25 protein-coding genes are annotated in these 25,161 nt (G+C 67.9%); 19 read left to right on the plus strand and 6 right to left on the minus strand.

The features are described 5' to 3' along the window. The first annotated feature begins 92 nt into the window (after positions 1–92). Both DSHI_RS05210 and DSHI_RS05215 read left to right on the plus strand, forming a co-directional pair. Positions 93–2,207 (plus strand): TonB-dependent receptor domain-containing protein, encoded by a 2,115-nt coding sequence (locus tag DSHI_RS05210; protein WP_012177690.1) that lies wholly within the window; start codon positions 93–95, stop codon positions 2,205–2,207. Positions 2,208–2,272: 65 nt separating this feature from the next. Further along, complete coding sequence (locus DSHI_RS05215; RefSeq protein WP_157865265.1) at positions 2,273–2,539, plus strand: hypothetical protein; 267 nt, start codon at positions 2,273–2,275, stop codon at positions 2,537–2,539. Between the two features lie 11 nt (positions 2,540–2,550). Here DSHI_RS05215 and miaB read toward each other — a convergent pair whose 3' ends face one another. After that, positions 2,551–3,864 (minus strand): tRNA (N6-isopentenyl adenosine(37)-C2)-methylthiotransferase MiaB, encoded by a 1,314-nt coding sequence (miaB, locus tag DSHI_RS05220; RefSeq protein ID WP_012177692.1) that lies wholly within the window; start codon positions 3,862–3,864, stop codon positions 2,551–2,553. A 136-nt stretch (positions 3,865–4,000) separates the two neighbouring features. On the opposite strand from miaB, the gene DSHI_RS05225 reads away from it, so the two are divergent. The 6 genes from DSHI_RS05225 to rpsA all read left to right on the plus strand — a co-directional run bounded on the left by DSHI_RS05225 (position 4,001) and on the right by rpsA (position 10,539). Further along, positions 4,001–4,897: a glycosyltransferase family protein gene (locus DSHI_RS05225; protein WP_012177693.1), complete on the plus strand. Its 897-nt coding sequence runs from the start codon at positions 4,001–4,003 to the stop codon at positions 4,895–4,897. A gap of 451 nt (positions 4,898–5,348) precedes the next feature. Further along, on the plus strand, positions 5,349–6,080 hold the full coding sequence (gene trmB / locus DSHI_RS05230; RefSeq protein WP_012177694.1) for a tRNA (guanine(46)-N(7))-methyltransferase TrmB: 732 nt from the start codon (positions 5,349–5,351) through the stop codon (positions 6,078–6,080). A gap of 112 nt (positions 6,081–6,192) precedes the next feature. Further along, positions 6,193–7,545, plus strand: a complete 1,353-nt coding sequence (gene aroA, locus DSHI_RS05235) for a 3-phosphoshikimate 1-carboxyvinyltransferase (RefSeq protein ID WP_012177695.1) — start codon at positions 6,193–6,195, stop codon at positions 7,543–7,545. A 17-nt stretch (positions 7,546–7,562) separates the two neighbouring features. After that, positions 7,563–8,201: a (d)CMP kinase gene (locus DSHI_RS05240; RefSeq protein WP_012177696.1), complete on the plus strand. Its 639-nt coding sequence runs from the start codon at positions 7,563–7,565 to the stop codon at positions 8,199–8,201. Positions 8,202–8,322: 121 nt separating this feature from the next. Next, positions 8,323–8,640: an H-NS histone family protein gene (locus tag DSHI_RS05245; RefSeq protein WP_012177697.1), complete on the plus strand. Its 318-nt coding sequence runs from the start codon at positions 8,323–8,325 to the stop codon at positions 8,638–8,640. Between the two features lie 192 nt (positions 8,641–8,832). Continuing rightward, positions 8,833–10,539 (plus strand): 30S ribosomal protein S1, encoded by a 1,707-nt coding sequence (gene rpsA, locus DSHI_RS05250; RefSeq protein WP_280985198.1) that lies wholly within the window; start codon positions 8,833–8,835, stop codon positions 10,537–10,539. Between the two features lie 48 nt (positions 10,540–10,587). On the opposite strand, the gene DSHI_RS21305 is transcribed toward rpsA, so the two are convergent. Further along, on the minus strand, positions 10,588–11,151 hold the full coding sequence (locus DSHI_RS21305) for an inner membrane-spanning protein YciB (protein WP_012177699.1): 564 nt from the start codon (positions 11,149–11,151) through the stop codon (positions 10,588–10,590). A 363-nt stretch (positions 11,152–11,514) separates the two neighbouring features. Between DSHI_RS21305 and ihfB the strand changes: the two genes are divergently transcribed. From ihfB to DSHI_RS05310, 11 genes are all read left to right on the plus strand, one after another. Further along, on the plus strand, positions 11,515–11,802 hold the full coding sequence (gene ihfB / locus DSHI_RS05260) for an integration host factor subunit beta (RefSeq protein WP_012177700.1): 288 nt from the start codon (positions 11,515–11,517) through the stop codon (positions 11,800–11,802). A 4-nt stretch (positions 11,803–11,806) separates the two neighbouring features. After that, positions 11,807–12,172: a LapA family protein gene (locus DSHI_RS05265; RefSeq protein ID WP_012177701.1), complete on the plus strand. Its 366-nt coding sequence runs from the start codon at positions 11,807–11,809 to the stop codon at positions 12,170–12,172. Between the two features lie 12 nt (positions 12,173–12,184). Next, the gene (locus DSHI_RS05270) at positions 12,185–12,871 is read left to right on the plus strand and encodes a phosphoribosylanthranilate isomerase (RefSeq protein WP_012177702.1); all 687 of its coding nucleotides are present in this window, start codon (positions 12,185–12,187) and stop codon (positions 12,869–12,871) included. Between the two features lie 34 nt (positions 12,872–12,905). Next, positions 12,906–13,136 carry a hypothetical protein gene (locus tag DSHI_RS05275; RefSeq protein ID WP_012177703.1) on the plus strand — a complete coding sequence of 77 codons (231 nt, stop codon included), beginning with the start codon at positions 12,906–12,908 and terminating at the stop codon, positions 13,134–13,136. A 161-nt stretch (positions 13,137–13,297) separates the two neighbouring features. Then, the gene (gene trpB / locus DSHI_RS05280; protein ID WP_012177704.1) at positions 13,298–14,530 is read left to right on the plus strand and encodes a tryptophan synthase subunit beta; all 1,233 of its coding nucleotides are present in this window, start codon (positions 13,298–13,300) and stop codon (positions 14,528–14,530) included. Between the two features lie 224 nt (positions 14,531–14,754). Continuing rightward, positions 14,755–15,201, plus strand: coding sequence for a hypothetical protein (locus DSHI_RS22545; protein ID WP_012177705.1), 447 nt, complete (start codon positions 14,755–14,757; stop codon positions 15,199–15,201). 81 nt (positions 15,202–15,282) lie between these two features. Continuing rightward, positions 15,283–15,753, plus strand: a complete 471-nt coding sequence (locus DSHI_RS22550) for a hypothetical protein (protein WP_012177706.1) — start codon at positions 15,283–15,285, stop codon at positions 15,751–15,753. After that, positions 15,746–16,288: a helix-turn-helix transcriptional regulator gene (locus tag DSHI_RS05295; protein ID WP_012177707.1), complete on the plus strand. Its 543-nt coding sequence runs from the start codon at positions 15,746–15,748 to the stop codon at positions 16,286–16,288. The genes DSHI_RS22550 and DSHI_RS05295 overlap by 8 nt, the downstream gene beginning before the upstream one ends. 385 nt (positions 16,289–16,673) lie before the next feature. Then, positions 16,674–17,648: a TRAP transporter substrate-binding protein gene (locus DSHI_RS05300; RefSeq protein ID WP_012177708.1), complete on the plus strand. Its 975-nt coding sequence runs from the start codon at positions 16,674–16,676 to the stop codon at positions 17,646–17,648. A 52-nt stretch (positions 17,649–17,700) separates the two neighbouring features. Next, positions 17,701–18,246, plus strand: a complete 546-nt coding sequence (locus tag DSHI_RS05305) for a TRAP transporter small permease (protein WP_012177709.1) — start codon at positions 17,701–17,703, stop codon at positions 18,244–18,246. Positions 18,247–18,276: 30 nt separating this feature from the next. Further along, positions 18,277–19,581: a TRAP transporter large permease gene (locus DSHI_RS05310; RefSeq protein WP_012177710.1), complete on the plus strand. Its 1,305-nt coding sequence runs from the start codon at positions 18,277–18,279 to the stop codon at positions 19,579–19,581. On the opposite strand, the gene DSHI_RS05315 is transcribed toward DSHI_RS05310, so the two are convergent. Genes DSHI_RS05315 through DSHI_RS05330 form a run of 4 tightly spaced genes read right to left on the minus strand, consistent with a single transcriptional unit; the run spans position 19,578 to position 25,157 of the window. Then, positions 19,578–20,348 (minus strand): maleate cis-trans isomerase family protein, encoded by a 771-nt coding sequence (locus DSHI_RS05315; protein WP_012177711.1) that lies wholly within the window; start codon positions 20,346–20,348, stop codon positions 19,578–19,580. The two genes, DSHI_RS05310 and DSHI_RS05315, sit on opposite strands and share 4 nt — an antisense overlap. Then, the gene (locus DSHI_RS05320; protein ID WP_012177712.1) at positions 20,345–21,553 is read right to left on the minus strand and encodes an FAD-dependent oxidoreductase; all 1,209 of its coding nucleotides are present in this window, start codon (positions 21,551–21,553) and stop codon (positions 20,345–20,347) included. The genes DSHI_RS05315 and DSHI_RS05320 overlap by 4 nt, the downstream gene beginning before the upstream one ends. Further along, the gene (locus DSHI_RS05325) at positions 21,550–23,841 is read right to left on the minus strand and encodes a xanthine dehydrogenase family protein molybdopterin-binding subunit (RefSeq protein ID WP_012177713.1); all 2,292 of its coding nucleotides are present in this window, start codon (positions 23,839–23,841) and stop codon (positions 21,550–21,552) included. The genes DSHI_RS05320 and DSHI_RS05325 overlap by 4 nt, the downstream gene beginning before the upstream one ends. Positions 23,842–23,843: 2 nt before the next feature. Next, a complete protein-coding gene (locus tag DSHI_RS05330; RefSeq protein ID WP_044028425.1) occupies positions 23,844–25,157 on the minus strand; it encodes a TRAP transporter large permease in 1,314 nt (437 codons plus the stop codon). Between the last annotated feature and the right edge of the window lie 4 nt (positions 25,158–25,161).

Here is a 25,161-nt window from a genome sequence, read left to right on the forward strand (position 1 = left end):
TTAAATATGATTAAAACACTCGGGAATTATTCAGCACCTATAGCAAGTCACACCCAGCCGGGCGGCCAGCGATTCCAATCTGCGAGGGTCCCATGGATGTGACACGATTTCTGCTCTGCACGACGGCGCCGCTTTGCCTGGCCGTTTCTGCCGCCGCCCAGCAGGCGGCCCCGCCCCCCGAAGAGGACATCTTCGCCGGTCTCGTGCCGGTGGTGACCCAGTCCGGGGGCACGGCGCTCGACCCCATCGTGGTCGGGTCGGGCACCGACAACGTGGCCAGCGACACGCCGCAATCGGTATCGGTGATCTCGGCCGAGCAGATCGCGCGCGAGCAGCCGACCACGATCAACGATCTGTTCACCTCGATCCCCGGTGTCACAGCGGTCGGTTCGGAACGGGTGCTGGGCCAACGGGTGAACATCCGCGGCATCGGCAGCAGCGCCGAGGGCGACCAGAACCGGCTGATCACCCGGATCGACGGCGTGGTGAAATTCTACGAACAGTATCGCATGGGCGCGATCTTCACCGATCCCGACCTCTACCGGCGGATCGAGGTGCTGCGGGGGCCTGCGTCCTCGACGCTGACGGGGGCGGGGGCCGTGGGCGGCGTGATCGAGTTGCAGACACGCGAAGCGGCCGATTTCCTGTCCGGGCCCGAGGACGATTTCGGCGGGCGCCAGAAGCTGAGTTTCGGCACCAATGGCAACGAGGCGCTGAGCAGCACGGTGCTGGCCTTCCGGCCGGCCGAGGGGCTCGAATTCCTGACCGCGTTCACTTACCGCGAACGGGACAATTACGAGGATGGCGACGGCGAGGAGGTGGTCGGCACCAATTTCGATGCGACCGCTGTGTTGCTCAAGGGGCGCTACAGTTTCGGCGAGGGCATGGCCCACAGCGTCTTTGCCACCTATCAGAACTGGGCCAGCGACGCCAAACAGGCCGAGTATGCCCAGACCGAGACCTTCGAAGCCTTCGGGCGGGTGGACCGGGACGTGGACGACAGTCTTTTCGTGCTGGGCTATGACTACAACCCGCCCGAAAACGACCTGATCGACCTGGAAGTGCGCCTGGGCTATTCCGACACGGAGGTGATCCAGGAAAACGCGACGAACCCGCTGGGCATTCCCAGCTCGCTCTTCGAGGATGCGGAATACGGCTACGAATCCTGGCAGCTCAACGTGATGAACACCTCTTTCCTGGCGCTGGGCGGGACCGAAGTGACGCTTGCCTACGGGTTCGACGCCAGCCGGCAGGAACGGGTCGGCGAGGCCACCAGCCGGAAATTCCCGACCACGCCGCCCAATGGCTTCATCGCCTTCCAGCCCGGCGGCGAGGACGAGAACATCGCCGTCTTTGCCCAGGCCGAGATCGTCACGCCCTTCGGGCTGACGATCATTCCCGGCCTGCGCTACGAGTGGGAGACGCTGACCCCGGCGGACAACAACACCAGCTTCGGCGCGGGCGACAAGGTCGAGAACGAGGCCTTCGCGCCAAAGATCGCCCTGCTTTACGAAGTGACCGATGCGATCAACGTGTTCGGCACCTATGCCCGGACCGAGCGCCTGCCAGTGCTGGACGAGGTCTATGACGGCTCCAGCGGCAATCTCGATCTGGTGCCCGAGAAGGCCGAGACCTGGGAGGTCGGGCTGTCCTACTCGGCGCTGGACGTGTTCCAGTCGGGCGATCAGCTGGTCGGCAAGCTGACCTATTTCGACACGGATGTGGAGAACCTGATCGCGCGGGCCACCACGTCGGATCCGTTCGTCAATATCGACGATGCGACCTACAAGGGCTGGGAGCTGGAGGTGGCCTACGATTCGGACCTCTGGTTCGGCTCGCTGGCCTATGCGCGGGTGCGCGCGGACGGGACCGATGATGGCGGCCCCCGCGAGCCGCTGGAGGGCATTCCCGCCGACGAGGTGTCGGTCACCCTGGGCACGCGGCTCGATCGTTACGACCTGGAGCTCGGCGTTACCGGCACCTACACCTGGGAGCAGGACCGGGTGCCCACGGGCGACGAGACCACCGACAGCTACCAGGTGGTGGATCTCTTCGCGACCTGGGTGCCGCCCGTCGATCTGGCCCAGGGCGTGGAGGTGCGGCTGGCTGCGAACAACATCTTCGACGAGGCCTACAAGCCCGCCCTCTACCTGACCGACAATGCCCGGGGGCGGAACATCTCGGTCAGCCTCGCCCTGGCGTTCTAGCGCGCCTGCGCCGGTGTTCGCCCCGGGCGGTCCGGGGCGCGTGAGTTGGAGGAGATGCCATGGGGATGGCCCGCAGACCGCTGTCGTCACAGGCCCGCAGGGCGCTGCGCGCGGGGATGCTGCGCGCCACGATCCTCGTGCTGATCGTGACGGCGACGGTGTCCTGGGCGCAGGCGTTCCAGAACAGGGTCAACTGGGGCGGGCTGCTGGCGGTCTGGGCGATGGCGGCGGTGGGGTTCGCCTGGGTCGAGCACAGGGTGCTCGCCTGCCGACAGCGCCGCGCCGCGCAGCGGGCCGCCACCGGGGGCTGGCGCAAACGGTCCGGCGACTGAGCCGGGGCGGGTCAGGCCGCGATCAGCACGCCGCGCAGGGAATTGGCAGAGCTTTCCGCGATCCGGACGCGCACCAGGTCGCCGCGCGCGGCGTCGGGGGCGGCCACATGGACCGCGTGCAGGTGTTCGGACTTGCCCACCATCTGGCCCGGCAAGCGACCGGGTTTCTCGAAAAGCACGCGGGCGGTGGTGCCGACCTTGGCGTCCTGGATCGCGCGCTGCTGACGCGTCAGCAGGGCTTGCAGGGTTTGCAGGCGGGCATCGGCCACTTCGCCCGGCACGTCCTCTTTCTCGGCCGCGGGCGTGCCCGGGCGGGCGGAGTATTTGAACGAATAGGCCTGACCGTAGCCCACGGCCTCGACCAGCGCCATGGTGTCGGCGAAGTCCTGATCGGTCTCGCCGGGAAAGCCCACGATGAAATCCCCCGACAGCAGGATGTCGGGGCGTGCCGCGCGGATCCGCTCGATCAGGCGGATGTAGCTTTCGGCGGTATGCTTGCGGTTCATCGCCTTGAGGATCCGGTCGGAGCCGGACTGCACCGGCAGGTGCAGGTAGGGCATGAGCTTGTCACACGCCCCATGGGCGGCGATCAGCGCGTCGTCCATGTCGTTGGGGTGCGAGGTGGTGAACCGGATGCGTTCGAGCCCGTCGATCTCCGCCAGGTCCCAGATCAGCCCGGCAAGCCCGCGCGCGTGGCCGTGATAGGCGTTGACGTTCTGGCCCAGCAGGGTGATCTCGCGCACGCCGCGTTCCACCAGATCGCGCGCCTCGGTCAGTACGCGGGCGGCCGGGCGGCTGACCTCGGCCCCGCGGGTATAGGGCACGACGCAGAAGGCGCAGAACTTGTCGCAGCCTTCCTGTACGGTCAGAAACGCGGTCGGCCCGCGTTTCGCCTTGGGCCGGGCGGCGAGGTGGTCGAACTTGTCCTCTTCGGGGAAGTCCGTATCCAGCGCCTTGGCCCCGGTGGCGGCGCGCGCGGTCAACTCCGGCAGGCGGTGATAGGCCTGGGGGCCCACCACCAGGTCCACCAGCGGCTGGCGGCGCATGATCTCGGCCCCCTCGGCCTGGGCGACGCAGCCCGCGACGCCGATCTTCAGGTCGGGCTTTTCGGCCTTCAGCGGCTTGAACCGGCCCAGTTCGGAATAGACCTTCTCGGCGGCCTTTTCGCGAATATGGCAGGTGTTGAGCAGGATCATGTCCGCGTCTTCGGCGCGATCCGTCTGCACATAGCCCTCGCCGCCCATGGCCTCGGCCATGCGCTCGCTGTCGTAGACATTCATCTGACAGCCATAGGTCTTGATGTAGAGCTTCTTGGGATCGGCCATGGCGCGGGTCTCAGAGCATTAAGGAAGGGGTTACCGCGTCCGCATACACAAAGCCCGGGCCCCTTGCAATCATGGGGGCCGTTGCAGAGCGCGCGCGGATCGGGGAAGCTGGCGGTGCGGGAGCGAAAGGACGGGCATGGAGCAGATCAGACCACCGCTGAATGCCGCAGGGGCGGCGCCGGATCTCGCGGGCTTTCTCGCCCGGGGGCGGGAGGTGCTGCGCGGCGGGCCGGTGGCGCTGATCTTCGCCGAGGACGGGGTGGAGCTGGCCTCGACCCTCGCGCATCACCTGGCGCAGGGGTTCCGGGCGCTGGTGCTGTTCGCGCCCGATCACCTGGTGGTGCCGGAGGGGCTGGATGCGCGCATTCACCGGGTGCGCTGCGACCGGTTCGGGGCCGAGGACGTGGCCGCGACCGTGACGGCGGTGGCGCGGCGGGCGCCGGGGACGTGGTTCTATTACGGGTTCAACGCGGAGTACCTGTTCTATCCCTATTGCGAGACCCGCAGCGTGGGCGAAATGCTGGCGTTCCACACCGAAGAGCGGCGCGATGCGATGCTGACCTATGTGGTGGATCTCTATGCCGGGGATCTGGGCAAGGCGCCCTCGGGGGTGTGCCGGCAGAACTGCTACATGGATCGGTCGGGCTATTACGCGCTGGAGCGGATGGATGCGCGCGGTATCCGGGCGGAGCGGCAGTATGATTTCTACGGCGGGCTGCGCTGGCGGTTCGAGGAGCATGTGCCCGCCACGCGGCGCCGGATCGACCGGATCGCGCTGTTCCGGGCGCGGCCGGGGCTGACCCTGCGGGCGGATCACACGTTTTCGGACCCGGAATACAACACCGTGTCCTGCGCCTGGCATCACAACCTGACCGGGGCGGTGTGCTCGTTCCGGGCGGCCAAGGCGCTGAAGGCGAACCCGGGCAGCAGCCACCAGATCCCGACCTTCTGGTGGCAGAACTCGGTCTGGTTCGAATGGAAGAGCACGCAGTTGCTGGGGCTGGGGTTGATCGAGCCGGGGCAGTGGTTCTGAGAAGGCAGGCCGGGGAGGGGGCGCTGCCCCCGTCGCTGCGCGCCCCCCGGAGTATTTTTACACAAATGAAGGAGGGGCGGCGGGCGTGTGACGCGCTTCGAGCGGCATTCGTAGGGGTCTTGGGACACCATTCTGCCGGTCCCCGACCCGCATGCGCAAGGTCGGCCGGTTAACCTTAACGGGGCTTTCGTTGCCGCGGGGCGGTGCGCGTGAGGCGGGGTGATATCGGGGCGGCGCCATGCCTGCGCCCCCGAGGTTGGATCGTTAACCTTGACGCGCCGTTTGGCGAGCGCGCGCCTCTGGGGGATCTGGCGTGACCTCGCCCGAGGCGTCTGTCTGATTTCATCTGTGCGAAAACACTCCGGGGGGCGCGCATCGCGCGCGGGGGCAGCGCCCCCTCCGGCCTCTGCCCCCTTGACCCACGAGCCGGGCTTTGTCATCCCCCGGCGCCATGAGCGATGATGCGTCCCACCCCCCCAAGACCGCCCCCTCCGGCGCGCCCTGGCGCAATTTCTATGGCCGCCGCAAGGGCAAGGGCCTGCGCCCGTCCCAGGAGGCCTACCTGGAGGAGGACCTTGCCGCGCTCTCCCCGGGTCCTGTGTCCTGGGAGGCGAACCCGGAGCGTCGCCCGCTCGATCTGGCCAGCCGGTTCGGGGATCGCGAGATCTGGCTCGAGATCGGCTTCGGCGGGGGCGAGCACATGGTGCACCAGGCCGCGACCTATCCGGAGATCGGGATCATCGGGGCCGAACCCTATATCAACGGGGTCGCGATGCTTCTGGGCAAGATCCGGGCGGCGGGGGTCGAGAACCTCGCCGTGCATCCGGGCGATGCGCGGGATCTCTTCGATGTGCTGGCCCCGGGCAGTGTCGCCAAGGCCTTCCTGCTCTATCCCGATCCCTGGCCGAAGAAACGCCACCATCGCCGCCGCTTCGTCACCCCCGAGCATCTGGAGCCCCTGGCGCGGGTGCTGCGGCCGGGCGCGGAGTTTCGCATCGCCACGGACATTCCCGACTATGTCCGGCAGGCCCTGGAGGAAGTGCCGCGCGCGGGCTTCGACTGGCTGGCCGAGGGGCCGGAGGATTGGCGGCGGCCCTGGGGCGACTGGATCTCCACCCGCTACGAGCAGAAGGCGCTGCGCGAGGGGCGCACGCCCCATTACCTGACCTTTCGCCGCCGCTGAGACGGGCGCGGCCCCGCCCGCACCGGGCCGCGCGGGCGGAAAATCGCCATGGACCCGCTGGCGGGCTTGGTCTACTCCTCGCCCACGTTTGAAGACCCCTGCAGGAGAGCCCATGTCCGCCCACGGTGACCCGATCCCCATGACCGCCCATCCGTCCGGACCGCTCAGCGGCACAGCGCAGGTGCCCGGGGACAAGTCGATCTCGCACCGGTCGCTGATCCTCGGCGCGCTCGCGGTGGGGGAGACGAAGGTCACCGGGCTGCTCGAAGGGCAGGACGTGCTGGACACCGCGCGGGCGATGCAGGCGTTCGGGGCGGAGGTGATCCAGCACGCGCCGGGGGCCTGGTCGGTGCATGGGGTCGGCACCGGCGGGTTTGCCGAGCCCGAGGATGTGATCGATTGCGGCAATTCGGGCACCGGCGTGCGGCTGATCATGGGGGCCATGGCCACGACGCCGATCACCGCGACCTTCACCGGCGATGCGAGCTTGCGCAGCCGTCCCATGGGCCGGATCACCGACCCGCTGGCGGGGTTCGGGACCACCGCCGTGGGCCGCCGGGGCGGGCGCTTGCCCATGACGCTGACCGGGGCCGCGGACCCGGTGCCGGTGCGCTACACCGTGCCGGTGCCGTCGGCGCAGGTGAAATCCGCCGTCCTGCTGGCGGGGCTGAACGCGCCGGGGCAGACCGTGGTGATCGAGGCCGAGGCGACGCGGGACCATTCGGAGCGGATGCTGCGCGGCTTTGGCGCCGAAATCAGCGTCGAGAGCGCGCCCGAGGGCAATGTCATCACCCTGACCGGCCAGCCGGAGCTGCGCCCCCAGACCATCGTGGTGCCGCGCGATCCCTCTTCGGCCGCCTTCCCGGTGGCGGTGGGGCTGATCGTGCCCGGCTCCGACGTGCTGGTGCCGGGTATCGGGCTGAACCCGACCCGCGCGGGGCTCTATACCACCTTGCAGGAGATGGGCGCCGAGCTGAGCTTCGAGAATATGCGCGAGGAGGGCGGCGAGCCCGTCGCGGACCTGCGCGCGCGCTTTAGCGACGCCATGCAAGGCATTGAAGTGCCACCTGAACGCGCGCCTTCCATGATCGACGAATACCCGATCCTGAGCGTGATCGCCGCCTATGCCACCGGGCGCACGGTGATGCGCGGCGTCAAGGAGCTGCGCGTCAAGGAGAGCGACCGGATCGACGCCATGGCGCGCGGGCTGGAGGCCTGCGGTGTGCGGGTGGAGGAGGACGAGGATACCCTGATCGTGCACGGGATGGGGCCGGGGGGTGTGCCGGGGGGGGCCACCTGCGCCAGCCATCTCGACCACCGGATCGCCATGAGTTTCCTGTGCTGCGGGCTGGCCGCGCAGACCCCCGTCTCGGTCGACGATGGCGGCCCGATCGCCACCAGCTTCCCGATCTTCGAGCCGCTGATGACCGCGCTGGGCGCGACCCTCACCCGCGACAGTACCTGACCCGAACGGAGCCGCCGATGAATTTCGCCATTGCGATCGACGGGCCCGCCGCGGCGGGCAAGGGGACCATCGGGCGGGCCATGGCGGCGCATTTCGGCTTTCCGCATATGGACACCGGGCTGCTTTACCGTGCGGTGGGGCGGCGGGTGCTGTCGGGCATGCCGGCGTTGGAGGCGGCGCGCGCGCTGACACCCGAGGACCTGCAGGCGGACGGTCTGCGCACGGCGGAGGTGGGGCAGGCGGCCTCCCAAGTCGCGGCCCTGCCGCAGGTGCGCGCGGCGCTGCTGGATTTCCAGCGCGCCTTTGCCCAACGGGCGGGGGGCGCGATCCTCGATGGCCGCGATATCGGCACGGTGATCTGCCCGGATGCGGCGGTGAAGCTTTTCGTGACCGCCTCGGACGATGTGCGCGCGCAGCGCCGCCATGCGGAGCTGATCTCCAAGGGCGCCGATCTGACCCTCGAGGCGGTTCTGGCCGACCTGCAGGCGCGCGACGCCCGTGACATGCAGCGCGCCGATGCGCCCTTGAAACCCGCCGAGGATGCCATGGTACTCGATACTTCGCGGCTTTCCATTGACGAGGCGGTGGAAAAGGCCATTGCACTGGCGACTGCGCGCATGGCGGCCCGGGAATTCTCCCCAATTCGTCCGAATTAAGCAGCCCTTTCCCAATGGCCCATAAGCTGCAATTCGCCCAACTCGGCGAATGCCTCTTGCGTTGGGTCAATTTTTCGGCAAATCAGTCGCCCGAGGGAACATAACAAAGAAAGTGAAGGATATGGGGATCGACCTGTCAAATATGTCGATGGAAGACCTGACGGCCCTTGAGAAAGATATTGCCAAAGCGAAGGCCACGCTGGAGAAGAAGCGCATCGCCGAAGCCCGCAAGGCAATGGAAATGGCCGCCAAGGAGTACGGCATGACGGTGGAGGACGTGCTGTCCTCCGGGCCAGATCGCAAGTCCGGCCAGAAGGGGGTCGCGAAATACGCCAACCCCGCCAACCCGGATCAGACCTGGACCGGCCGCGGGCGTCAGCCCACATGGTATCGCGAGGCCATCGCGGCGGGCACGGACCCCGCCAGCATGGAAATCTGACCGCGCACGCAGCCCCGCCCTTGGCGGGGTTGCGCCCCATGGCCCTTGCGCGTATAGACGCGCCCATCGAGCACGCGACGCAAGATCGCAAGGCAAGACTGCAGGGTCCGGCAAAAGCCGCGGCCCTGATTGCTTTGGGAGATCGCGACGCACCCGACACCAAAGACCCGTGGAAACAACCACGCGGCCCGTATAAACACGACAAAGGAAACACGAGACCACATGGCTCAAAGCGCAACCATGGAGGAATTCGAAGCCCTCCTGCAAGAAAGCTTCGAAATCGACACGCCCACCGAAGGGTCTGTCGTCAAAGGCAAGGTCATCGCAATCGAAGCGGGACAGGCCATTATCGATGTCGGCTACAAGATGGAAGGCCGCGTCGAACTCAAGGAATTCGCAAACCCCGGCGAAGCGCCCGAAATCGAAGTGGGTGACGAGGTCGAGGTGTTTCTCGACCGGGTCGAGAATGCCCGTGGCGAAGCGGTCATTTCCCGCGACAAGGCTCGCCGCGAGGAAGCCTGGGATCGCCTGGAGAAAGCCTACGAGGACGATGCCCGCGTCGAGGGCGCGATCTTCGGTCGGGTCAAGGGCGGCTTCACGGTCGATCTCGGCGGTGCCGTGGCGTTCCTGCCCGGCTCCCAGGTCGATGTGCGCCCGGTGCGCGACGCAGGCCCGCTCATGGGTCTCAAGCAGCCGTTCCAGATCCTCAAGATGGACCGCCGCCGGGGCAATATCGTGGTGTCGCGTCGTGCGATCCTCGAAGAGTCCCGCGCCGAGCAGCGCGCCGAGGTTATCGGCAAGCTGAACGAAGGCGACGCGGTGGACGGCGTGGTCGAGAACATCACCGAATACGGCGCGTTCGTCGATCTCGGCGGTGTGGACGGGCTGCTGCACGTCACCGACATGGCCTGGCGCCGGGTCAACCACCCCTCCGAGATCCTGGCGATCGGCGAGACCGTCAAGGTCCAGGTCATCAAGATCAACAAGGAAACCCACCGCATCAGCCTCGGCATGAAGCAGCTGCAGGACGATCCGTGGAACCTGGTCGAGGGCAAGTACCCGCTGGACAGCGTCCACACCGGCCGCGTCACCAACATCACCGATTACGGCGCCTTCGTGGAGCTGGAGCCGGGGGTCGAGGGGCTCGTGCACGTCTCGGAAATGTCCTGGACCAAGAAGAACGTCCATCCGGGCAAGATCGTCTCCACCAGCCAGGAGGTCGAGGTCATGGTGCTCGAGATCGACACGGTCAAGCGCCGCGTCTCGCTCGGGCTCAAGCAGACCATGCGCAACCCGTGGGAGGTTTTTGCCGAAACCCACCCCGAGGGCACAGAGGTCGAGGGCGAGGTCAAGAACATCACCGAATTCGGTCTGTTCATCGGTCTCGAGAACGACATCGACGGCATGGTTCACCTCAGCGATCTCAGCTGGGATCAGCGCGGCGAGGAAGCCATCCAGAACTACCGCAAGGGCGATGTCGTCCAGGCGGTCGTGTCGGAAGTGGATGTCGAGAAAGAGCGGATCTCGCTGTCGGTCAAGGCGCTTGGCGGTGACAAGTTCGCCGAGGCCGTGGGCGGCGTGAAGCGCGGCTCGATCATCACCGTGGAAGTGACTGCCATCGAAGACGGCGGGATCGAGGTGGAATACGAAGGCATGAAGTCCTTCATCCGCCGCTCGGACCTGAGCCGCGACCGGGCCGAACAGCGCCCCGAGCGGTTCGGCGTGGGCGACAAGGTCGATGTGCGCGTGACCAACGTGGACAACAAGACCCGTCGTCTCGGCCTGTCGATCAAGGCCCGCGAGATCGCCGAAGAGAAGGAAGCCGTGGAACAGTACGGCTCCTCCGACAGCGGCGCGTCCCTCGGCGACATCCTCGGCGCGGCGCTCAAGAAAGACTGAGCCAGCTCACACGAACACGGAAAAGCCCCGCCATCGCGCGGGGCTTTTTCATGGCGGGTCATGGGGTGCAGGGGCGTCCTCCTCCTCATCCCAGTAAACCTCCGCGACGAGCCTCGTCGCGATCCAGATCAGCCCGAACAGGGCCGGATCCGACAGCACGTTGAAGACCACCCAGTGATCCGTGCTCAGGGCGCGCCGCGCGATCTCGTTCGCCCCGGCGGCGAGCAGGGCGAGGCAGACCCACGCACCATGCAGCACCGGCCAGCCCCGCGGCACGAGCCGAAGCTTGTAGTCGAGCGTGCGCTGCAACAGGCTCGGCCGCGCGCAGGCCCCGACAGCCAGGATCGCCGCGAAGGCCAGCGCGCCCACCGTCGGCCGCAGCATCACGAAAGTTTCGTCCCCAAGCACCAGGCCCGCGCCCGTCAGGACCAGGATCAGCACGAAGGTCGCCACGGCGAGCCAGGGCACGGCGCGGTCCCATCGCCAACGCAGACCGACCGCGAGGGCCGTGGCCACGACCGACAGCCCGGCGGCCCAGAACAGGCCGCCATAGACGTGGCCCGCCAGAAACGCGAGCCCCGGCAGCAGTTCGAGAAACAGACGACGATCCATGCCGCAAAGGTGGTGCGCATGGCTCCTCTGGGCAAGTTGCCGCCCAAGGGGCGGGGGCCGTGCCGCGGGCGCGATCCTTTGGACCGGAGGCGGCGCGCGAGCGGGGTCGCCGGTTGGCCTCAAGCCGCCTGCGGGGCGCAAACCCTTGCGAATCGGTGACCTTTGCGGAACGCGGCCCGCGCCCGCGCCCATGCCACCGGTGCTGCCACATTTGGCGGCGCCCGCGCTAAAGCGAGGGAATTGCGCTTCTTTCTCCGGCGCCAAACCGTCATTAGTCTTTTTCACATCGCCGCTTTGCCGCTATAGTCGACCGGCAATCACGGGGAGAGGGTGCCCCGAACGAAGCTGAGGGAGGGTGCATACATGATCCGGTCGGAACTCATCCAGATCGTGGCGGACGAGAACCCGCATCTGTACCAGAGAGATGTCGAGCGGATCGTGAACACGGTGTTCGAAGAGATCATCGAGGCCATGTCGAACGGCGACCGGGTCGAGTTGCGCGGCTTCGGCGCCTTCTCCGTCAAGCACCGCGATGCCCGCACCGGGCGCAACCCGCGCACGGGCGAGGCGGTTGCGGTCGAGGCGAAATCAGTGCCCTTTTTCAAGACCGGAAAGCTGCTCCGGGATCGGCTGAACGGAAAGGAAGACTAACCCCATGCGCCTGATCAAATACGCGTTTCTCGCAATCCTCGGGATCTGCCTTCTGACCATTGCCTTCGCCAATCGTGACATCGTCACGCTGACCCTGTTGCCGGCGAACATGGCGGCCTTTGCCGGGGTGAACTTCTCGGTGCAGGTGCCGCTCTATTTCGTGGCCTTCGGCGGGATCGCGGCGGGGCTGCTGATCGGGTTCTTCTGGGAGTGGCTGCGCGAGACCAAGCACCGCAACGAGGCCTCCCGCCAGCGCACCGAGGCCCGGCGCCTGAAGCGCGAGGTCGAGCTGATGAAGAGCCGCAAGGCGGTCGAGGACGGCAAGGACGAGATCCTGACCCTACTCGAAGACCAGGCCAGCGCGCGCTGAGCCCCGCACCCCATGCCCGTTCTCGTTGATCCCGCGCCCCGGGGCGCCGCCCGGACGGGCGTGGTGCAGGTCAAGATCTGCGGGCTGAGAACCGCAGCGGACGTGGATGCCGCGGCCCGGGCCGGGGCGCGCTATGGCGGCTTCGTGTTCTTTCCCAAATCCCCGCGCCACCTGGAGATCGACGCCGCGGCTGCCCTGGCCGCAGAGGCGCCGGTGGGCCTGGCGAAAGTGGCGCTGGTGGTGAACCCGTCCGATGCCGATCTGGACGCGCTGCTGGCCCGGATGCCGGTGGATATCCTGCAGCTTCATGGCCGCGAAACCCCAGCGCGCGTGACCGAGATCCGCACCCGGACCGGCCTGCCGGTGATGAAGGCCGTGGGGATCGCCGAGGCCACCGACCTGCCCGCCATCGCCGCATACGAGGCGGTGGCCGACCAGATCCTGGTAGATGCCAAGCCGCCCCGGGAGGCCACGCTGCCGGGCGGCAACGGGCTGGCTTTCAACTGGCGGCTTCTGCAGGGGCGGGTGTGGCGCAAGCCCTGGATGCTGGCGGGCGGGCTGACGCCCGAGACGGTGGGTGAGGCGATCCGGCTGACCGGCGCGGCCCAGGTCGATGTGAGCTCCGGTGTCGAGTCGGCACCGGGGGTGAAGGATGCCGGGGCGATCGCGGATTTCGTGGCCGCGGCGCAGCAGGCTTAAGCCCTCGTTAACCTGTCTCGGGCACCCTGCGGGCATGGCTGTGCTTCCTCCCCAGATGACCGCGGATGTCTGGCTCGCGCAACTCTTCGGCTCGAACGAGGCGCGGCGCGGCGGGGTCGTCAAACGCAAGGTGCGCGATGTGGAGCGGTTGGTGGGCCGCAAGCGGTTTCTTGACGAGCTGGACCGGCTGGGGTTCCAGGCGGTGGAGAACGGGCGCCATTTCGTGGTGTTCTGCAACGCGCTGCCGATCACCCGCCTGCGCTGAGCCCGGGCCGGGCAAGGGCCTTCGAAGGCCCTTGGACAACCCGCTTGCAAGCGGGTTGACACGCGATTTGGAAATCGCGTCTCCAAGGCTTTTCGAAAAGCCTTGTTTACCCCCTGCGGCAATCGCACTACACCGACCCAAACGCCAGTTTGGAGACCGCCATGCCAGACGACCTGATCAATTCCTTCATGACCGGCCCGGACGAGAATGGCCGGTTCGGCGATTTCGGGGGCCGGTTCGTCTCCGAGACCCTGATGCCGCTCATCCTGGAGCTCGAACGCCAATACGAGTTCGCCAAGACCGACCAGGCCTTCTGGGACGAGATGCACCATCTCTGGACCCATTACGTGGGCCGGCCCAGCCCGCTCTATTTCGCCGAACGCCTGACCGAGCGGCTGGGCGGCGCGAAGGTCTACCTCAAGCGGGACGAGCTGAACCACACCGGCGCGCACAAGATCAACAACGTGTTGGGCCAGATCATCCTCGCCCGCCGCATGGGCAAGACCCGCATCATCGCCGAGACCGGCGCGGGCCAGCACGGCGTTGCCACGGCCACGGTCTGCGCCAAGTTCGGCCTGAAATGCGTGGTCTACATGGGCGCCCATGATGTCGAACGCCAGGCGCCCAACGTCTTCCGCATGAAGCTGCTGGGCGCCGAGGTCGTGCCCGTCACCTCCGGTCGCGGCACGCTCAAGGACGCCATGAACGACGCGTTGCGCGACTGGGTCACCAATGTGCGCGAGACCTTCTACTGCATCGGCACGGTCGCGGGCCCGCACCCGTACCCGGCCATGGTCCGCGATTTCCAGGCGATCATCGGCCAGGAGGCCCGCGAGCAGATGATGGAGGCCGAGGGCCGGCTGCCCGATACGCTGATCGCCGCGATCGGCGGGGGCTCCAACGCCATGGGCCTGTTCTACCCGTTCCTCGATGACAAGGAGGTCGCGATCATCGGGGTGGAGGCCGGCGGCAAGGGCGTCAACGAGAAGATGGAGCATTGCGCATCCCTGACCGGTGGCCGCCCGGGCGTGCTCCATGGCAACCGCACCTACCTGCTGCAGGACGATGACGGCCAGATCCTCGAAGGCTTCTCGATCTCCGCCGGGCTGGACTATCCCGGCATCGGACCGGAGCATGCCTGGCTGCACGATATCGGACGGGCGAAATATGTCTCGATCACCGATGCCGAGGCGCTCGACGCCTTCCAGCTCTGCTGCGAGACCGAGGGCATCATCCCCGCGCTGGAGCCGTCGCACGCGCTGGCCCATGTGGCCAAGATCGCGCCGGACCTGCCCCGCGACCACATCATCTGCATGAACATGTGCGGACGCGGCGACAAGGACATCTTCACCGTCGCCAAGGCGCTGGGTCAGGACATGTCCGGCGCGGTCTGAGCGCAAGCCTCTGATCTGGCGCAAAAAACCTTCGCGTCCCCGGCAGGTTGGGGCGCGATCCGTCCTCGAAATCTCGTCTATACCTTCGGTTTACGGCGGTCCGCCGGGGGTTTAGGGGGGCGGCACTAAACCCCGCGCCCATGTCCCGGCCCCCGTGCGGTGGGCTAGTCCGACGATACGGACCGGGCATCTCGCCCGGCCCCCTGTCAGAAAGGACCTCCGAGATGAAACCGATTTTCTCCGCTTCCCTGATCGCCCTCCTGGCCGCCGGTGCAGCCCAGGCAGGCGCGGTCCCCCCTGTCGCGGTCATCCACCAGGTGCCGGGCCCGCAGATCGTGCTGGCCAGCCGCGACGCCGACCCGTTCGAAGGGTTGCGCGAGGCCTGGCGCGAGGCGCGCGAGCAGGTGCGCAGTGACTGGCAGTCGGCGCGCGGGCATTTCGATGGCGACCGGGACGAAGACGATGACCGGGATGACGACCGCGACGATGACCGGGATGAAGACGACGACCGCGATGATGATCGGGACGATCGGGACGACCGCGATGACGACCGCGATGACCGGGATGACGACCGCGATGACGACCGGGATGACAGCGACGATGATCGCGACGACAGTGACGACAGCGACGATAGTGACGACGACGGGGATGACGACGGTGACGACGACTGAGTAAGCTGCCCCCGACACGCAGCAAGCTGAGGCGCGGCGCTCCGGACCCCCCCCGGCGCGCCGTGCCCCACGGAGGACCCAATGGCCCAGACACGCCGCCATTTCATTGCGCAGCTCGGCGCGGCCCTCGCCGCCGGGCCCGTCCTTGCGCAATCGGATCCGACCCGCGCGGTCCTGGACCGGATCCAGGACGAAGGCTTCATTATCGAGCGATTGAGCCGCACCTGGCTGGGCCGGGTCCGGATCATCTCCCGGCGGGGCACGGTGACCCGCGAAACCGTGGTCGATCCGCGCTATGGCGAGGTCCTGCGTGACCTGCTGCGCGATCCCGCCCGGCGTCAGGACAATGACGGACCGGACGATCTCCGCAGCGGACGATCCGGCGGGCGCGATGATGACCGGGATGATGATCGCGACGACGATTCCGACGATGACGGCGATGACGACTCCGACGACGGGGATGACGACTCCGACGACGGGGATGACGGCGACGACGGCGACGATGGCGACGACGGGGACGATGGCGACGACGGGGACGACGGCGATGACTGAGATCACCGCCGTCCGCGCGCGCCGCTCCGTCTCTCTGACGGTGGTTCTGTGTGTCCAGGTCGTCTGCGCCTTTTTCTTCGTGGCCGATATCACGCTGTCGGTGCTGGGCATCCCCTTTGCGCCGCTCAGCTGGCAAGTGATGGAACTGATCGAGATCGGCGCGGCCCTCGGCCTGATCATCGGGGTGGCCGTGGGCATCCTCGCCCTGCGCGAGGCCCGCGCGCGCACCGCCGTGGCCGAGCGCGCGTTGCAGGCCGCCTCCGGCGCGTTCATGGACCTGGTGGAAGAGCGTTTCACCGAATGGGGCCTGACCCCGGCGGAACGGGACGTGGCGCTGTTCGCGCTCAAGGGCCTGACCCTGCAGGAAATCGCGGCCATGCGCGCCACCTCCGAGGGGACGGTGAAAGCCCAGACCAACGCGATCTATCGCAAGTCGGGCGTGGCCAACCGGGCGCAGCTGGTCTCGCTCTTCGTCGAGGACCTGATGGGGGAGGCGATCTCGAGACCCGGTGTCGACGCGGCCCCGGCCCGTTAACCTATTCGGAAAGTTGAATGTTTCGCATGCGAAACAAATATCTGGAAGCCCTTGATCCCCGGCGATTTCGCGAAAAAATTTGTCGGCGGTCTCGGGCCCGGGACCGGGCCCGCCGTTAACCTGCGCGTCCCGCGCGCGGCTGCCGCGTCCACGACCCGGCGCTTTGTGATGCGCGTCGCCGCGCAACCGGGCAGGTGCACGATCCGCAGGCATCGACCCAGCCCGCAGGGCTTGCACACCCTGGTCGGACATGCCCTTATCCCCCTGTCAGACATACCAAAGCCCCCCCGGGCCAGAGCACGGCCGCGCGCGCATCCCGCGCCGATCCGTGCCCGCGGCGAGGGCCAGCAGCGGCATGTTCGACCCATAAAACAGGGAGCCAACAATGATCCGTTTCAAGACCTTCGCCGCCAGTGCCGCGGCGGCCACCCTTCTGGCGCAGGCCATCCCGGCCGTGGCCGAAACCGCCTGGGACATGGCGACACCCTATCCGGATGCGGAATTCCACACCCGCAACATCACACAATTCGCCGAGGACATCGCGGCGGCCACCGATGGCGGGCTGACCATCACCGTCCATTCCGGCGCGTCGCTGTTCAAGCACCCGGAAATCAAGCGCGCGGTCCAGAACCAGTTCGTGCCCATCGGCGAGGTGCTGATGGCCAACCTGTTCAACGAGGATCCGATCTTCGGCGCGGACAACATCCCCTTCATCGCCACCACCTACGAGGACGCCAAGGCGCTCTGGGATGCGCAGCGCCCTCTGGTCGAGGCCAAGCTGGCCGAGGATGGCATCCGCCTCCTCTATGCGGTGCCGTGGCCGGGGCAGGGGTTCTATACCAACAAGCCGCTGGAGACGGGCAGCGACCTCGAAGGGCTGCGGTTCCGGACCTACAACGCCACCACCGCGCGGATGGCCGAGCTGCTGGGCGCCTCGCCCACCACCATCGAGGCGGTGGAGATCCCGCAGGCGTTTTCCACCGGTATCGTGGATGCGATGGTCACCTCCGGCGCCACGGGCGCGCGCACCAAGGCCTGGGACTTCACGACCGAGTTCTATGACCTGCAGGCCTGGCTGCCCAAGAACATGATCATCGTCAACGAAAGCGCCTTCTCCGGCCTGCCCGAGGATCAGCAGCAGGCGATCCTCGACGCCGCCGCCGCCGCCGAGACCCGCGGTTGGGAGATGAGCGAGAGCGTGGCGACCGAAACCGTGGCCGAACTGGGCGAGAACATGACCGTGCATGCGGCCAGTGAGGCGCTGATGTCCGACCTTGCCGCCGTGGGCGAGACCATGGCCGCCGAATGGGCCGAGAATGTTGGCCCCGATGGGCAGGCCCTGCTCGATGCGCTGAAGTAAACGACACGAGGGGCGCCGGGCAATCGGCGCCCCTCTGCGCGAAAGGACGGGCATGCTGACACGGACCCTCGACAGGATCTACACCGCCGCGGGTGCGCTGGCGGGCGTCTTCCTGGTGCTGATCTGCGTGATCGTCACCGCCCAGATCGTCGCCCGGCAACTCGAGACGATCATTCCCTCTGCCGACCAGTTTGCGGGGTTCTGCCTGGCGGCCACGTCTTTCCTGGGCCTGGCCTACAGTTTTCGCAGCGGAAGCCATATCCGCGTGACGCTGTTCACGCAGCTGTTGCGCGGCCCCGGCGGGCGGCTCGCGCTGATCCTGGCGCTGGCCGTGGGGGCCGCGATTGCCGCCACGCTGGCCTGGCACACCAGCGCCATGGTGGCGCAGAACTTCGCGCGCGGCGAGGTCACTTCGGGCCTTGTGCCCGTGCCCCTCTGGATCCCGCAGATCGGCATGGCCCTCGGTGTGATCCTGTTTGCCGTGGCGATCGTCGAGGATCTCGTCCGCGCGATCCTCGGCCACCAGACCCTGTTCGACGCAGCGGAGCGCAAGCTCAAGGACGCGCAGGAGGCGGGCGAGCCCGTCGACCCCGTTTGACCCCCAAGCCCCTCGCATAAGGCCGCGCCGATGGACCCCGATATCATCTCTCTCATCCTGATCGGTGCGATGCTCGCGATGCTCGCGGCGGGCATCTGGGTGTCGCTGACGCTGATGATCGTGGGGTTTCTGGGCATCGCCCTGTTCTCCAACGCGCCGGCGGGCGCGATCATGGCCACGACCATCTGGGCGCAAAGCTGGTCCTGGGCGCTCACGGCCCTGCCGCTCTTCATCTGGATGGGGGAGATCCTGTTCCGCACCAAGCTGGCGGCCAACATGTTCAACGGCCTCGTGCCCTGGATGAACGCGCTGCCGGGGCGATTGCTCCATGTGAACGTGGCAAGTTGCGGGCTGTTCGCCGCCGTCTCGGGCTCGTCGGCGGCCACCACCGCCACCATCGGCCGGATCACCATCCCCGAGCTGGAAAAGCGCGATTACGACCAGAACATGATCGTGGGCTCGCTCGCGGGCTCGGCGACGCTGGGCTTTCTGATCCCGCCCTCGATCATCCTGATCGTCTACGGGGTGGCCGCCGAGGTGTCGATCAGCCGCCTGTTCATCGCAGGCATCCTGCCGGGGCTGATGCTGATGGTGCTCTTCATGGGCTACATCATGCTGTGGTCGCTGATGCATCCCGACCGCACCCCACCCGCAGAGCCGCGCATTCCATACCTGGAACGGATCAAGGCGACGGCGGGGCTCTTCCCGATGCTGGGCCTGATCTTCGCGGTGATCGGGTCGATCTACGCGGGCCTCGCCACGCCGACCGAGGCGGCGGCGGTCGGGGTTCTGGGCGCGCTGCTGCTCTCGGCCTTGTCGGGCACGCTCAACTGGGCCTCGTTTCGCGACAGCGTCGCGGGGGCCACGCGCACCACCTGCATGATCACGCTGATCCTGGCGGGGGCGGCGTTCCTGTCGGTGGCCATGGGCTTCACCGGCATCCCGCGCAACCTCGCCGCCTGGGTCGGGAGTTTCGAGCTGAGCCAGTTCCAGCTGCTGCTGGCGCTGACACTGCTGTTCGTGGTGATGGGGTGTTTTCTCGACGGGATTTCCATCGTGGTGCTGACTGCGTCGGTGATCATGCCGATGGTGCAGGGGGCCGGGATCGACCTGATTTGGTTCGGGATCTACCTGGTGGTGGTGATCGAGATGTCGCAGATCACGCCGCCCGTGGGGATCAACCTGTTCATTCTGCAATCCATGACCCGCCACGACCTGCTGACCGTGGCGAAAATGGCCTTCCCGTTCTTCCTGGTGCTGGTGCTGGCGACGCTGCTGCTGATCCTGTTTCCGGGGATCGCGACCTATCTGCCGAGCCTGATGACCCGCGGTTAGTGGTCTTCGAGGATCCGGCCGCGCCCGCGCACCCGGTCCGCGATCCCGGCCTGCCGCATGGCGGCCCAGGCGCTGACCGTGTTGATGGCGATGGCGGGCTTGCCGAGCCAGCGCTCGGCCTCGGCGCAGACCGCCGCCCCGGCAAGGTTCGTGCCCACCTGCACCAGCGCGTCGACCTCGGGGGCATCCAGCGCCTGCAACTCCGCGCGGATGCGGGCCTCGGGCACCTGCGCGATGGCGCGGGGGCTGGCGCATTCGAGCCCCTTCAGGGCGGTCACCTCGAACCCCGCCTCGGTCAGCCAATTGCGCACCTGTTCGTCGCCCTTGGGCATGTGCGGGGTCAGCACGGCGATGCGTTTCGCGCCGAACGCCCGCAGCCCCGCGGCCACCGCGTCCGAGCCGAGGATCACCGGCACGCCCGCATGGGCCGAAAGCTTCGCCTTGAGGTCCTCGGATCCGGCCAGCCCGCCCCAGAACGCCTCAAGTGCGACGCCCATGATCAGGCTGTCGACCCCGGCGGTCATCACCTGGTCCGTGGCGGTCTCGATCCCGGCGCGCATGGCGGCCACGTGGTCGAGGAAATTGTCGGTCGAGATCTTCTTGTTCGAGATCGGGATGCGCCCGATATGGAAGGTCACGCCGGTCACGCGCACCGCGTCGGTCTCGGGCTGCACGATGGTGTTGGTCGAGGGTACGACGACGCCGATCTTCTGGCGGTCGCCGAGGGCGTCGGGGGGCGGGGGCGCATCGGGGGGCGTATCGGTCATGGGGCTTTCCTTCCTTGGTCTTCGAGCTGCCGCAACCCGGTCAGCAGCGACGCGTTCATCACCCAGGCCTTGTGCCGGGCGGGATCGGCGCAGGTGCCCTGCAACTCCGCGCGGGCGGCGGCCTGTTGTTCGGGGGTCCGGGCCTCCAGGCGTTTCTTGTTCTGGATCGTCTGGGCCTGCACGTACTCCTTGGCGATCTGCCGCCGCTCGGCGTCATAGGCACCGAACAGGGTTTCGGCCTTGCCCGGGTCGGCCACGGCGCGGGCGATCTTGTCCGCGAGGTTCACCGCGTCATGGATGCCCGAGTTCATGCCCAGCCCGCCGAGCGGATTGTTAACATGCGCCGCATCCCCCGCGAGAAACACCCGCCCCTTGCGAAACGCCGCCGCGACCCGCTGGTTGACCGCATAGATGTTGCGATGGGTGATGTCGGCCAACCCCAGCGCAGGCTCCAGCCCGAGCATCTGCGCACTGACATAGGCATCCGAGAGCGCATCCGTGCCACTGTCGGCGGCGGGGGCGGGGAACACGATGCGCCACAGGCCCGGCGGGCCGTCATGGGGCACCTTGAACAGCGCACACCACTGGCTCGGGTCCAGCACGTAGTTGCGCACCCGGAAGTCGCGGGCGAAGAAGTCATGGGGCGTGGTCAGCACGAGGAAGCGTTCCTCGTAGGTGAACCCCTCGAACGCGATGCCCAGCCCCTTGCGCGTCGCACTCCGCCCCCCGTCGCAGCCCACGAGGTAGTCGGCGCGCAGGGTCTCGCCGGTGCTCAGGGTCACGTCCACACCGTCGCCGTCCTGGGCAAAGCCGGTGACGGCGGTGCCGAGCCGCAGGGTGCCGGGGCGCAGGGCCTCGATCGCCTCGGCATTGGTGTCGGCCACCTTGAACTGCTCGCATTGCAGGGCGAAGGGGTGGGGGGTCTCTCCCTCCAGCAGGCCATAGTCGAACTCCGCGATGATGCTGTCGGAGGCCCGGTCGCGGAACTGGAAGACCGGCGCCTTCAGCCCCTTGGCGCGGATCGCAGCGCCGCTGCCCAAGGCGTCGAGCATTTCCAGCGTCGGCGGTTGCAGGGTGGCGGCGCGCGGATCGGCCGGCAGGCTCTCGGCCTGCTCGCAGAGCGTCACGTCCAGCCCGGCACGCAGCAGCGCCAGCGCCAGCGACGTGCCGACCGGCCCGGCCCCGATGACAACGATATGGGTCATGTCTCCTCCTTGGTGGGGTTGAGCGCGGCCCAGACCCGATGCGGGCTCGCGGGCATCTGCAACCGGCGCGCGGCCTCGGGCCCGATGGCGTCGCAGACCGCGTTCATCACGGCGGCCAGCGCGCCGACGGTGCCGCTCTCGCCCGCGCCCTTGACGCCCAGCGGGTTGGCAGTGGTCGGCGTGGGCGTGTGCAGCACTTCGATGCGGCACAGGTCCGTCGCGCGCGGCACGGCGTAATCCATCAGCGATCCGGTCAGAAGCGCGGCGTCCGCGTCATGGACGATCCGCTCCATCAGGGCCTGGCCCAGCCCCTGGGCCACGCCGCCATGGACCTGCCCCTCGACCAGCAGCGGGTTGATCACCGTGCCCACGTCGTCGGCCACGGTATAGGCGGCGAGCTGCACAGCACCGGTGTCCGGGTCGACCTCGACCTCGGCCACATGGGCGCCGTTGGGGAAAGTGCCCGCCTCGGTCGCGACGAACGCCTCGGCGGTGAAGGTTCTGCCCGTGCGGGCCGTGACCTCGGCCAGCGGGATGGCCCGGTCCGTGCCCGCCACGCGGAAGGCGCCCTGTGCGAACACGAGGTCGCGCGCGGCCACCTCCAGCAGATCGGCCGCCTCGGGGCGCGCCGCCTCGAGGATCTGCGCGCTGCCCGCCTGCATCGCCGCGCCGACCGAGCCCATGGTGCGCGAGCCGAACGTGCCGGTGCCGCGCGCGATCTCGCCGGTATCGCCGCCGCGCACGGTGACCGGGCCGCGCCAGCCCAGCAGCCGCTCGGCGATCTGCGCAAAGGCGGTGGCATGGCCCTGGCCCGCATCGCCCGCCCCGGTGCGGATCTCCAGCCCCTCGGGCCCTGCGATCAGCTGCGCGTATTCCGGCAGTTGCGCGCCCTTGGGCCCGCCGCCCGCAGGCTCGATCGCGCAGGCGATGCCGAGCCCCCGCAACCGGCCCCGGGCGCGGGCGGCCTCCCGTCGCGCGGCGAAACCGGCGGCATCGGCCCCGGCCAGCGCGGCGCGCAGGGCGGTCGGGAAATCCCCGCTGTCATAGGTGAACCCGTGGGGCGTGGCCCAGGGCATCTGGTCCGGGCCGATCATGTTCCGCAGGCGCAGGGCCACCGGGTCGCGCCCGGTCTCGGCGGCGGCGAGCTCCACCATCCGCTCGATCACGTAGATCGCCTCGGGCCGTCCGGCCCCGCGATAGGGGGCCATATGCATGGCGTTCACGTGGACCCCGCGCATCACCGCATGGATCACCGGTGTGCGGTAGACCCCGGCCAGCCCCGGCAGGTTGGAGGTCATGGGATGGCCAGACATCTGCCCCATCTGCGCGCCGATGGGGGCATAGCCGTCCACCTGCAGGGCGAGGAACGTACCATCCGCGTCCAGGGCCAGGGCCGCATCCACCGACTGCTCGCGCGAGGCGGTGTCGGCGAGAAACCCCTCGCTGCGCGTGCCCTGCCAGTGGACCGGGCGGCCCGTGGCGCGGGCGGCCAGCAGGGCGAGCGCGTCTTCGGGAAACGCCCCGTTGCGCATTCCGAACGACCCGCCCGTGTCGGTCTTGCGCACCCGGATCCGGTCGAGCGGCAGGTCCAGCACATGGGCCAGCTCCCCCTGCACCCGGTGCGGGGCCTGGGTGCCGGTCCAGAGCGTCATGTGCCCCTCGGGCGAGCAGGTCGCGAGCGCGCCGCGCGGCTCCAGCGTCATGGCGGCGACGCGGCTGATCTCGATCCGGGCGCGGGTGACATGGGCGGCCCGTGCGGCGGCGGCCTCGAACGCGTCCCGGTCGCCCAGCTCGTAGGTGAACGCGATGTTGCTGTCCCGGTCGGGCCAGACGCGCGGAGCCTCCGGCGCGGCCCCGGTGCGGGCGTCGGTGACCACGGGGGCTTCGGCCACCTCCAGCACGACCGCGTCCGCCGCGTCGCTGGCCTGACCGGCGGTCTCGGCCACCACGACCGCCACCGGCTCGCCCACCCAGGTCACGCGGTCGGTGGCCATCGGCAGGAACGGTGTCGGTACCACGTCGCAGCCCTTGGGCACATAGCGCAGCGGGAAGGGCCGCAGCCCCGCCTGGTCCGCCCCGCTGAGCACGCACACCACCCCGGGCATGGCGCGGGCCGCGTCCAGATCCAGCGCGGTGATCCGCCCGGCGGGGTAGGGGCTGCGCACCACCTCCATCCACAGCGCGCCCTCGGCGGGCACGTCCGCCACGAAACACCCGGCCCCGCGCACCAGACGGCCATCCTCGTCGCGGGTCTGGGCCGTGCCGAACCGGGTCTCGGGACGCGCCATGCTCAGAACCTCAGCCCCGGCAGCCACAGCGCCAGCGCAGGCACCGCGATCAGCCCGACCAGCAGGATCAGGTCACAGATCAGGTAAGGCGCGGCCGCCCGCACGATGGTCCAATAGGTCGTGCCCGGCGGCGCCACCCCCTGCATCACGAACAACAACAGGCCAAAGGGCGGTGTCGTTCCGCTCATCTCGATGGCCAGCAGCATCACGAGGCCGAACCAGATCGGATCGAACCCCATGGCGGCGGCGATGGGAAAGAAGATCGGGATCGTCAGCAGCATCATCGAGATCGCATCGACGAACATCCCCAGGATCAGCAGCACGACGAACATGATCAACAGCATGGTGATCGGCGCGAATTCGTAGGAGGTCGCCCATGCGATCATCCCCGAGGTCGCCCCGGAAAACGCCAGCACCTGGCTGAAGGTTTTCGAGGCGATGATGATGAAGAACACCATGACCGACACGCGCAGGGTGCCTTCGAGGGATTTCGCGACCATGTCCCATGAGAACCGGCCATAAAGGATCGACAGCACAAGCACCGACAGCACGCCGAAGGCCGCGGCCTCCGACGGGGTGGTGATGCCCAGCAGGATCAACCCGACAACACAGAACACCACCAGAGACATGGGCAGGATATAGGTGCAGATCAGGCGGATCTTTTCCCAGAACGGCGCGGTCACCACGTCATAGGCGGGCGCGGCCTGAGGGTTGCGCCGCAGTTGCAGCCAGATCGTCGCCACGTAGAGCAGCGCGAGCACCAGCCCCGGCAGCACACCCGCCAGCAGCAGGTCCGCGATGCTGATCTGCGCGATGGAGCCCAAGAGCACCGCGAGTGTCGAGGGCGGGATCAGCAGTGCCAGTCCCCCCGAGCCGATGATCGGGCCGATGGACATATGGCGCTGGTACTTCCGTTCTTCCATCTGCGGCAGCAGCAGCCCCCCCATCATCGCCGTGTTGGCCATGTTGGACCCCGACAGGGCGGCGAAGATTGTTCCGCAGAGAACGGATATGTAGCTGAGCCGCCCGGTGGAGCGGCCCATGGATCGGTCGAGCGTCTCGATGATCTTCAGCGCGATGCCGGAATGGAAAAACAGGTTCCCCATCAGCACGAACATCGGCACCGTGACCAGCACGAAGCTCGACACAGCCTCCCCGGTATTGGCGACCAGCTGCTCGACCCCGATCAGCCCGCCCATGAAGATATAGGCCCCGATCAGGTTCGCGATGAGGAAGGCAAAGGCCACCGGCACACAAAGCGCCATCAGCCCGATCACCATCCCGAGCATCAGAAGGGCCGCTTCCCACCATTCCATGAGC

It is taken from the genome of Dinoroseobacter shibae DFL 12 = DSM 16493, assembly GCF_000018145.1.
Lineage (GTDB): Bacteria > Pseudomonadota > Alphaproteobacteria > Rhodobacterales > Rhodobacteraceae > Dinoroseobacter > Dinoroseobacter shibae.

What these genes read in the sequence shown, in the direction of transcription:
- DSHI_RS05210 (WP_012177690.1), top strand. Translation starts at nt 93, where the DNA reads ATGGATGTGACACGATTTCTGCTCTGCACGACGGCGCCGCTTTGCCTG.
- DSHI_RS05215 (WP_157865265.1), top strand. Translation starts at nt 2,273, where the DNA reads ATGGCCCGCAGACCGCTGTCGTCACAGGCCCGCAGGGCGCTGCGCGCG.
- miaB (WP_012177692.1), bottom strand. Translation starts at nt 3,864, where the DNA reads ATGGCCGATCCCAAGAAGCTCTACATCAAGACCTATGGCTGTCAGATG.
- DSHI_RS05225 (WP_012177693.1), top strand. Translation starts at nt 4,001, where the DNA reads ATGGAGCAGATCAGACCACCGCTGAATGCCGCAGGGGCGGCGCCGGAT.
- trmB (WP_012177694.1), top strand. Translation starts at nt 5,349, where the DNA reads ATGAGCGATGATGCGTCCCACCCCCCCAAGACCGCCCCCTCCGGCGCG.
- aroA (WP_012177695.1), top strand. Translation starts at nt 6,193, where the DNA reads ATGTCCGCCCACGGTGACCCGATCCCCATGACCGCCCATCCGTCCGGA.
- DSHI_RS05240 (WP_012177696.1), top strand. Translation starts at nt 7,563, where the DNA reads ATGAATTTCGCCATTGCGATCGACGGGCCCGCCGCGGCGGGCAAGGGG.
- DSHI_RS05245 (WP_012177697.1), top strand. Translation starts at nt 8,323, where the DNA reads ATGGGGATCGACCTGTCAAATATGTCGATGGAAGACCTGACGGCCCTT.
- DSHI_RS21305 (WP_012177699.1), bottom strand. Translation starts at nt 11,151, where the DNA reads ATGGATCGTCGTCTGTTTCTCGAACTGCTGCCGGGGCTCGCGTTTCTG.
- ihfB (WP_012177700.1), top strand. Translation starts at nt 11,515, where the DNA reads ATGATCCGGTCGGAACTCATCCAGATCGTGGCGGACGAGAACCCGCAT.
- DSHI_RS05265 (WP_012177701.1), top strand. Translation starts at nt 11,807, where the DNA reads ATGCGCCTGATCAAATACGCGTTTCTCGCAATCCTCGGGATCTGCCTT.
- DSHI_RS05270 (WP_012177702.1), top strand. Translation starts at nt 12,185, where the DNA reads ATGCCCGTTCTCGTTGATCCCGCGCCCCGGGGCGCCGCCCGGACGGGC.
- DSHI_RS05275 (WP_012177703.1), top strand. Translation starts at nt 12,906, where the DNA reads ATGGCTGTGCTTCCTCCCCAGATGACCGCGGATGTCTGGCTCGCGCAA.
- trpB (WP_012177704.1), top strand. Translation starts at nt 13,298, where the DNA reads ATGCCAGACGACCTGATCAATTCCTTCATGACCGGCCCGGACGAGAAT.
- DSHI_RS22545 (WP_012177705.1), top strand. Translation starts at nt 14,755, where the DNA reads ATGAAACCGATTTTCTCCGCTTCCCTGATCGCCCTCCTGGCCGCCGGT.
- DSHI_RS22550 (WP_012177706.1), top strand. Translation starts at nt 15,283, where the DNA reads ATGGCCCAGACACGCCGCCATTTCATTGCGCAGCTCGGCGCGGCCCTC.
- DSHI_RS05295 (WP_012177707.1), top strand. Translation starts at nt 15,746, where the DNA reads ATGACTGAGATCACCGCCGTCCGCGCGCGCCGCTCCGTCTCTCTGACG.
- DSHI_RS05300 (WP_012177708.1), top strand. Translation starts at nt 16,674, where the DNA reads ATGATCCGTTTCAAGACCTTCGCCGCCAGTGCCGCGGCGGCCACCCTT.
- DSHI_RS05305 (WP_012177709.1), top strand. Translation starts at nt 17,701, where the DNA reads ATGCTGACACGGACCCTCGACAGGATCTACACCGCCGCGGGTGCGCTG.
- DSHI_RS05310 (WP_012177710.1), top strand. Translation starts at nt 18,277, where the DNA reads ATGGACCCCGATATCATCTCTCTCATCCTGATCGGTGCGATGCTCGCG.
- DSHI_RS05315 (WP_012177711.1), bottom strand. Translation starts at nt 20,348, where the DNA reads ATGACCGATACGCCCCCCGATGCGCCCCCGCCCCCCGACGCCCTCGGC.
- DSHI_RS05320 (WP_012177712.1), bottom strand. Translation starts at nt 21,553, where the DNA reads ATGACCCATATCGTTGTCATCGGGGCCGGGCCGGTCGGCACGTCGCTG.
- DSHI_RS05325 (WP_012177713.1), bottom strand. Translation starts at nt 23,841, where the DNA reads ATGGCGCGTCCCGAGACCCGGTTCGGCACGGCCCAGACCCGCGACGAG.
- DSHI_RS05330 (WP_044028425.1), bottom strand. Translation starts at nt 25,157, where the DNA reads ATGGAATGGTGGGAAGCGGCCCTTCTGATGCTCGGGATGGTGATCGGG.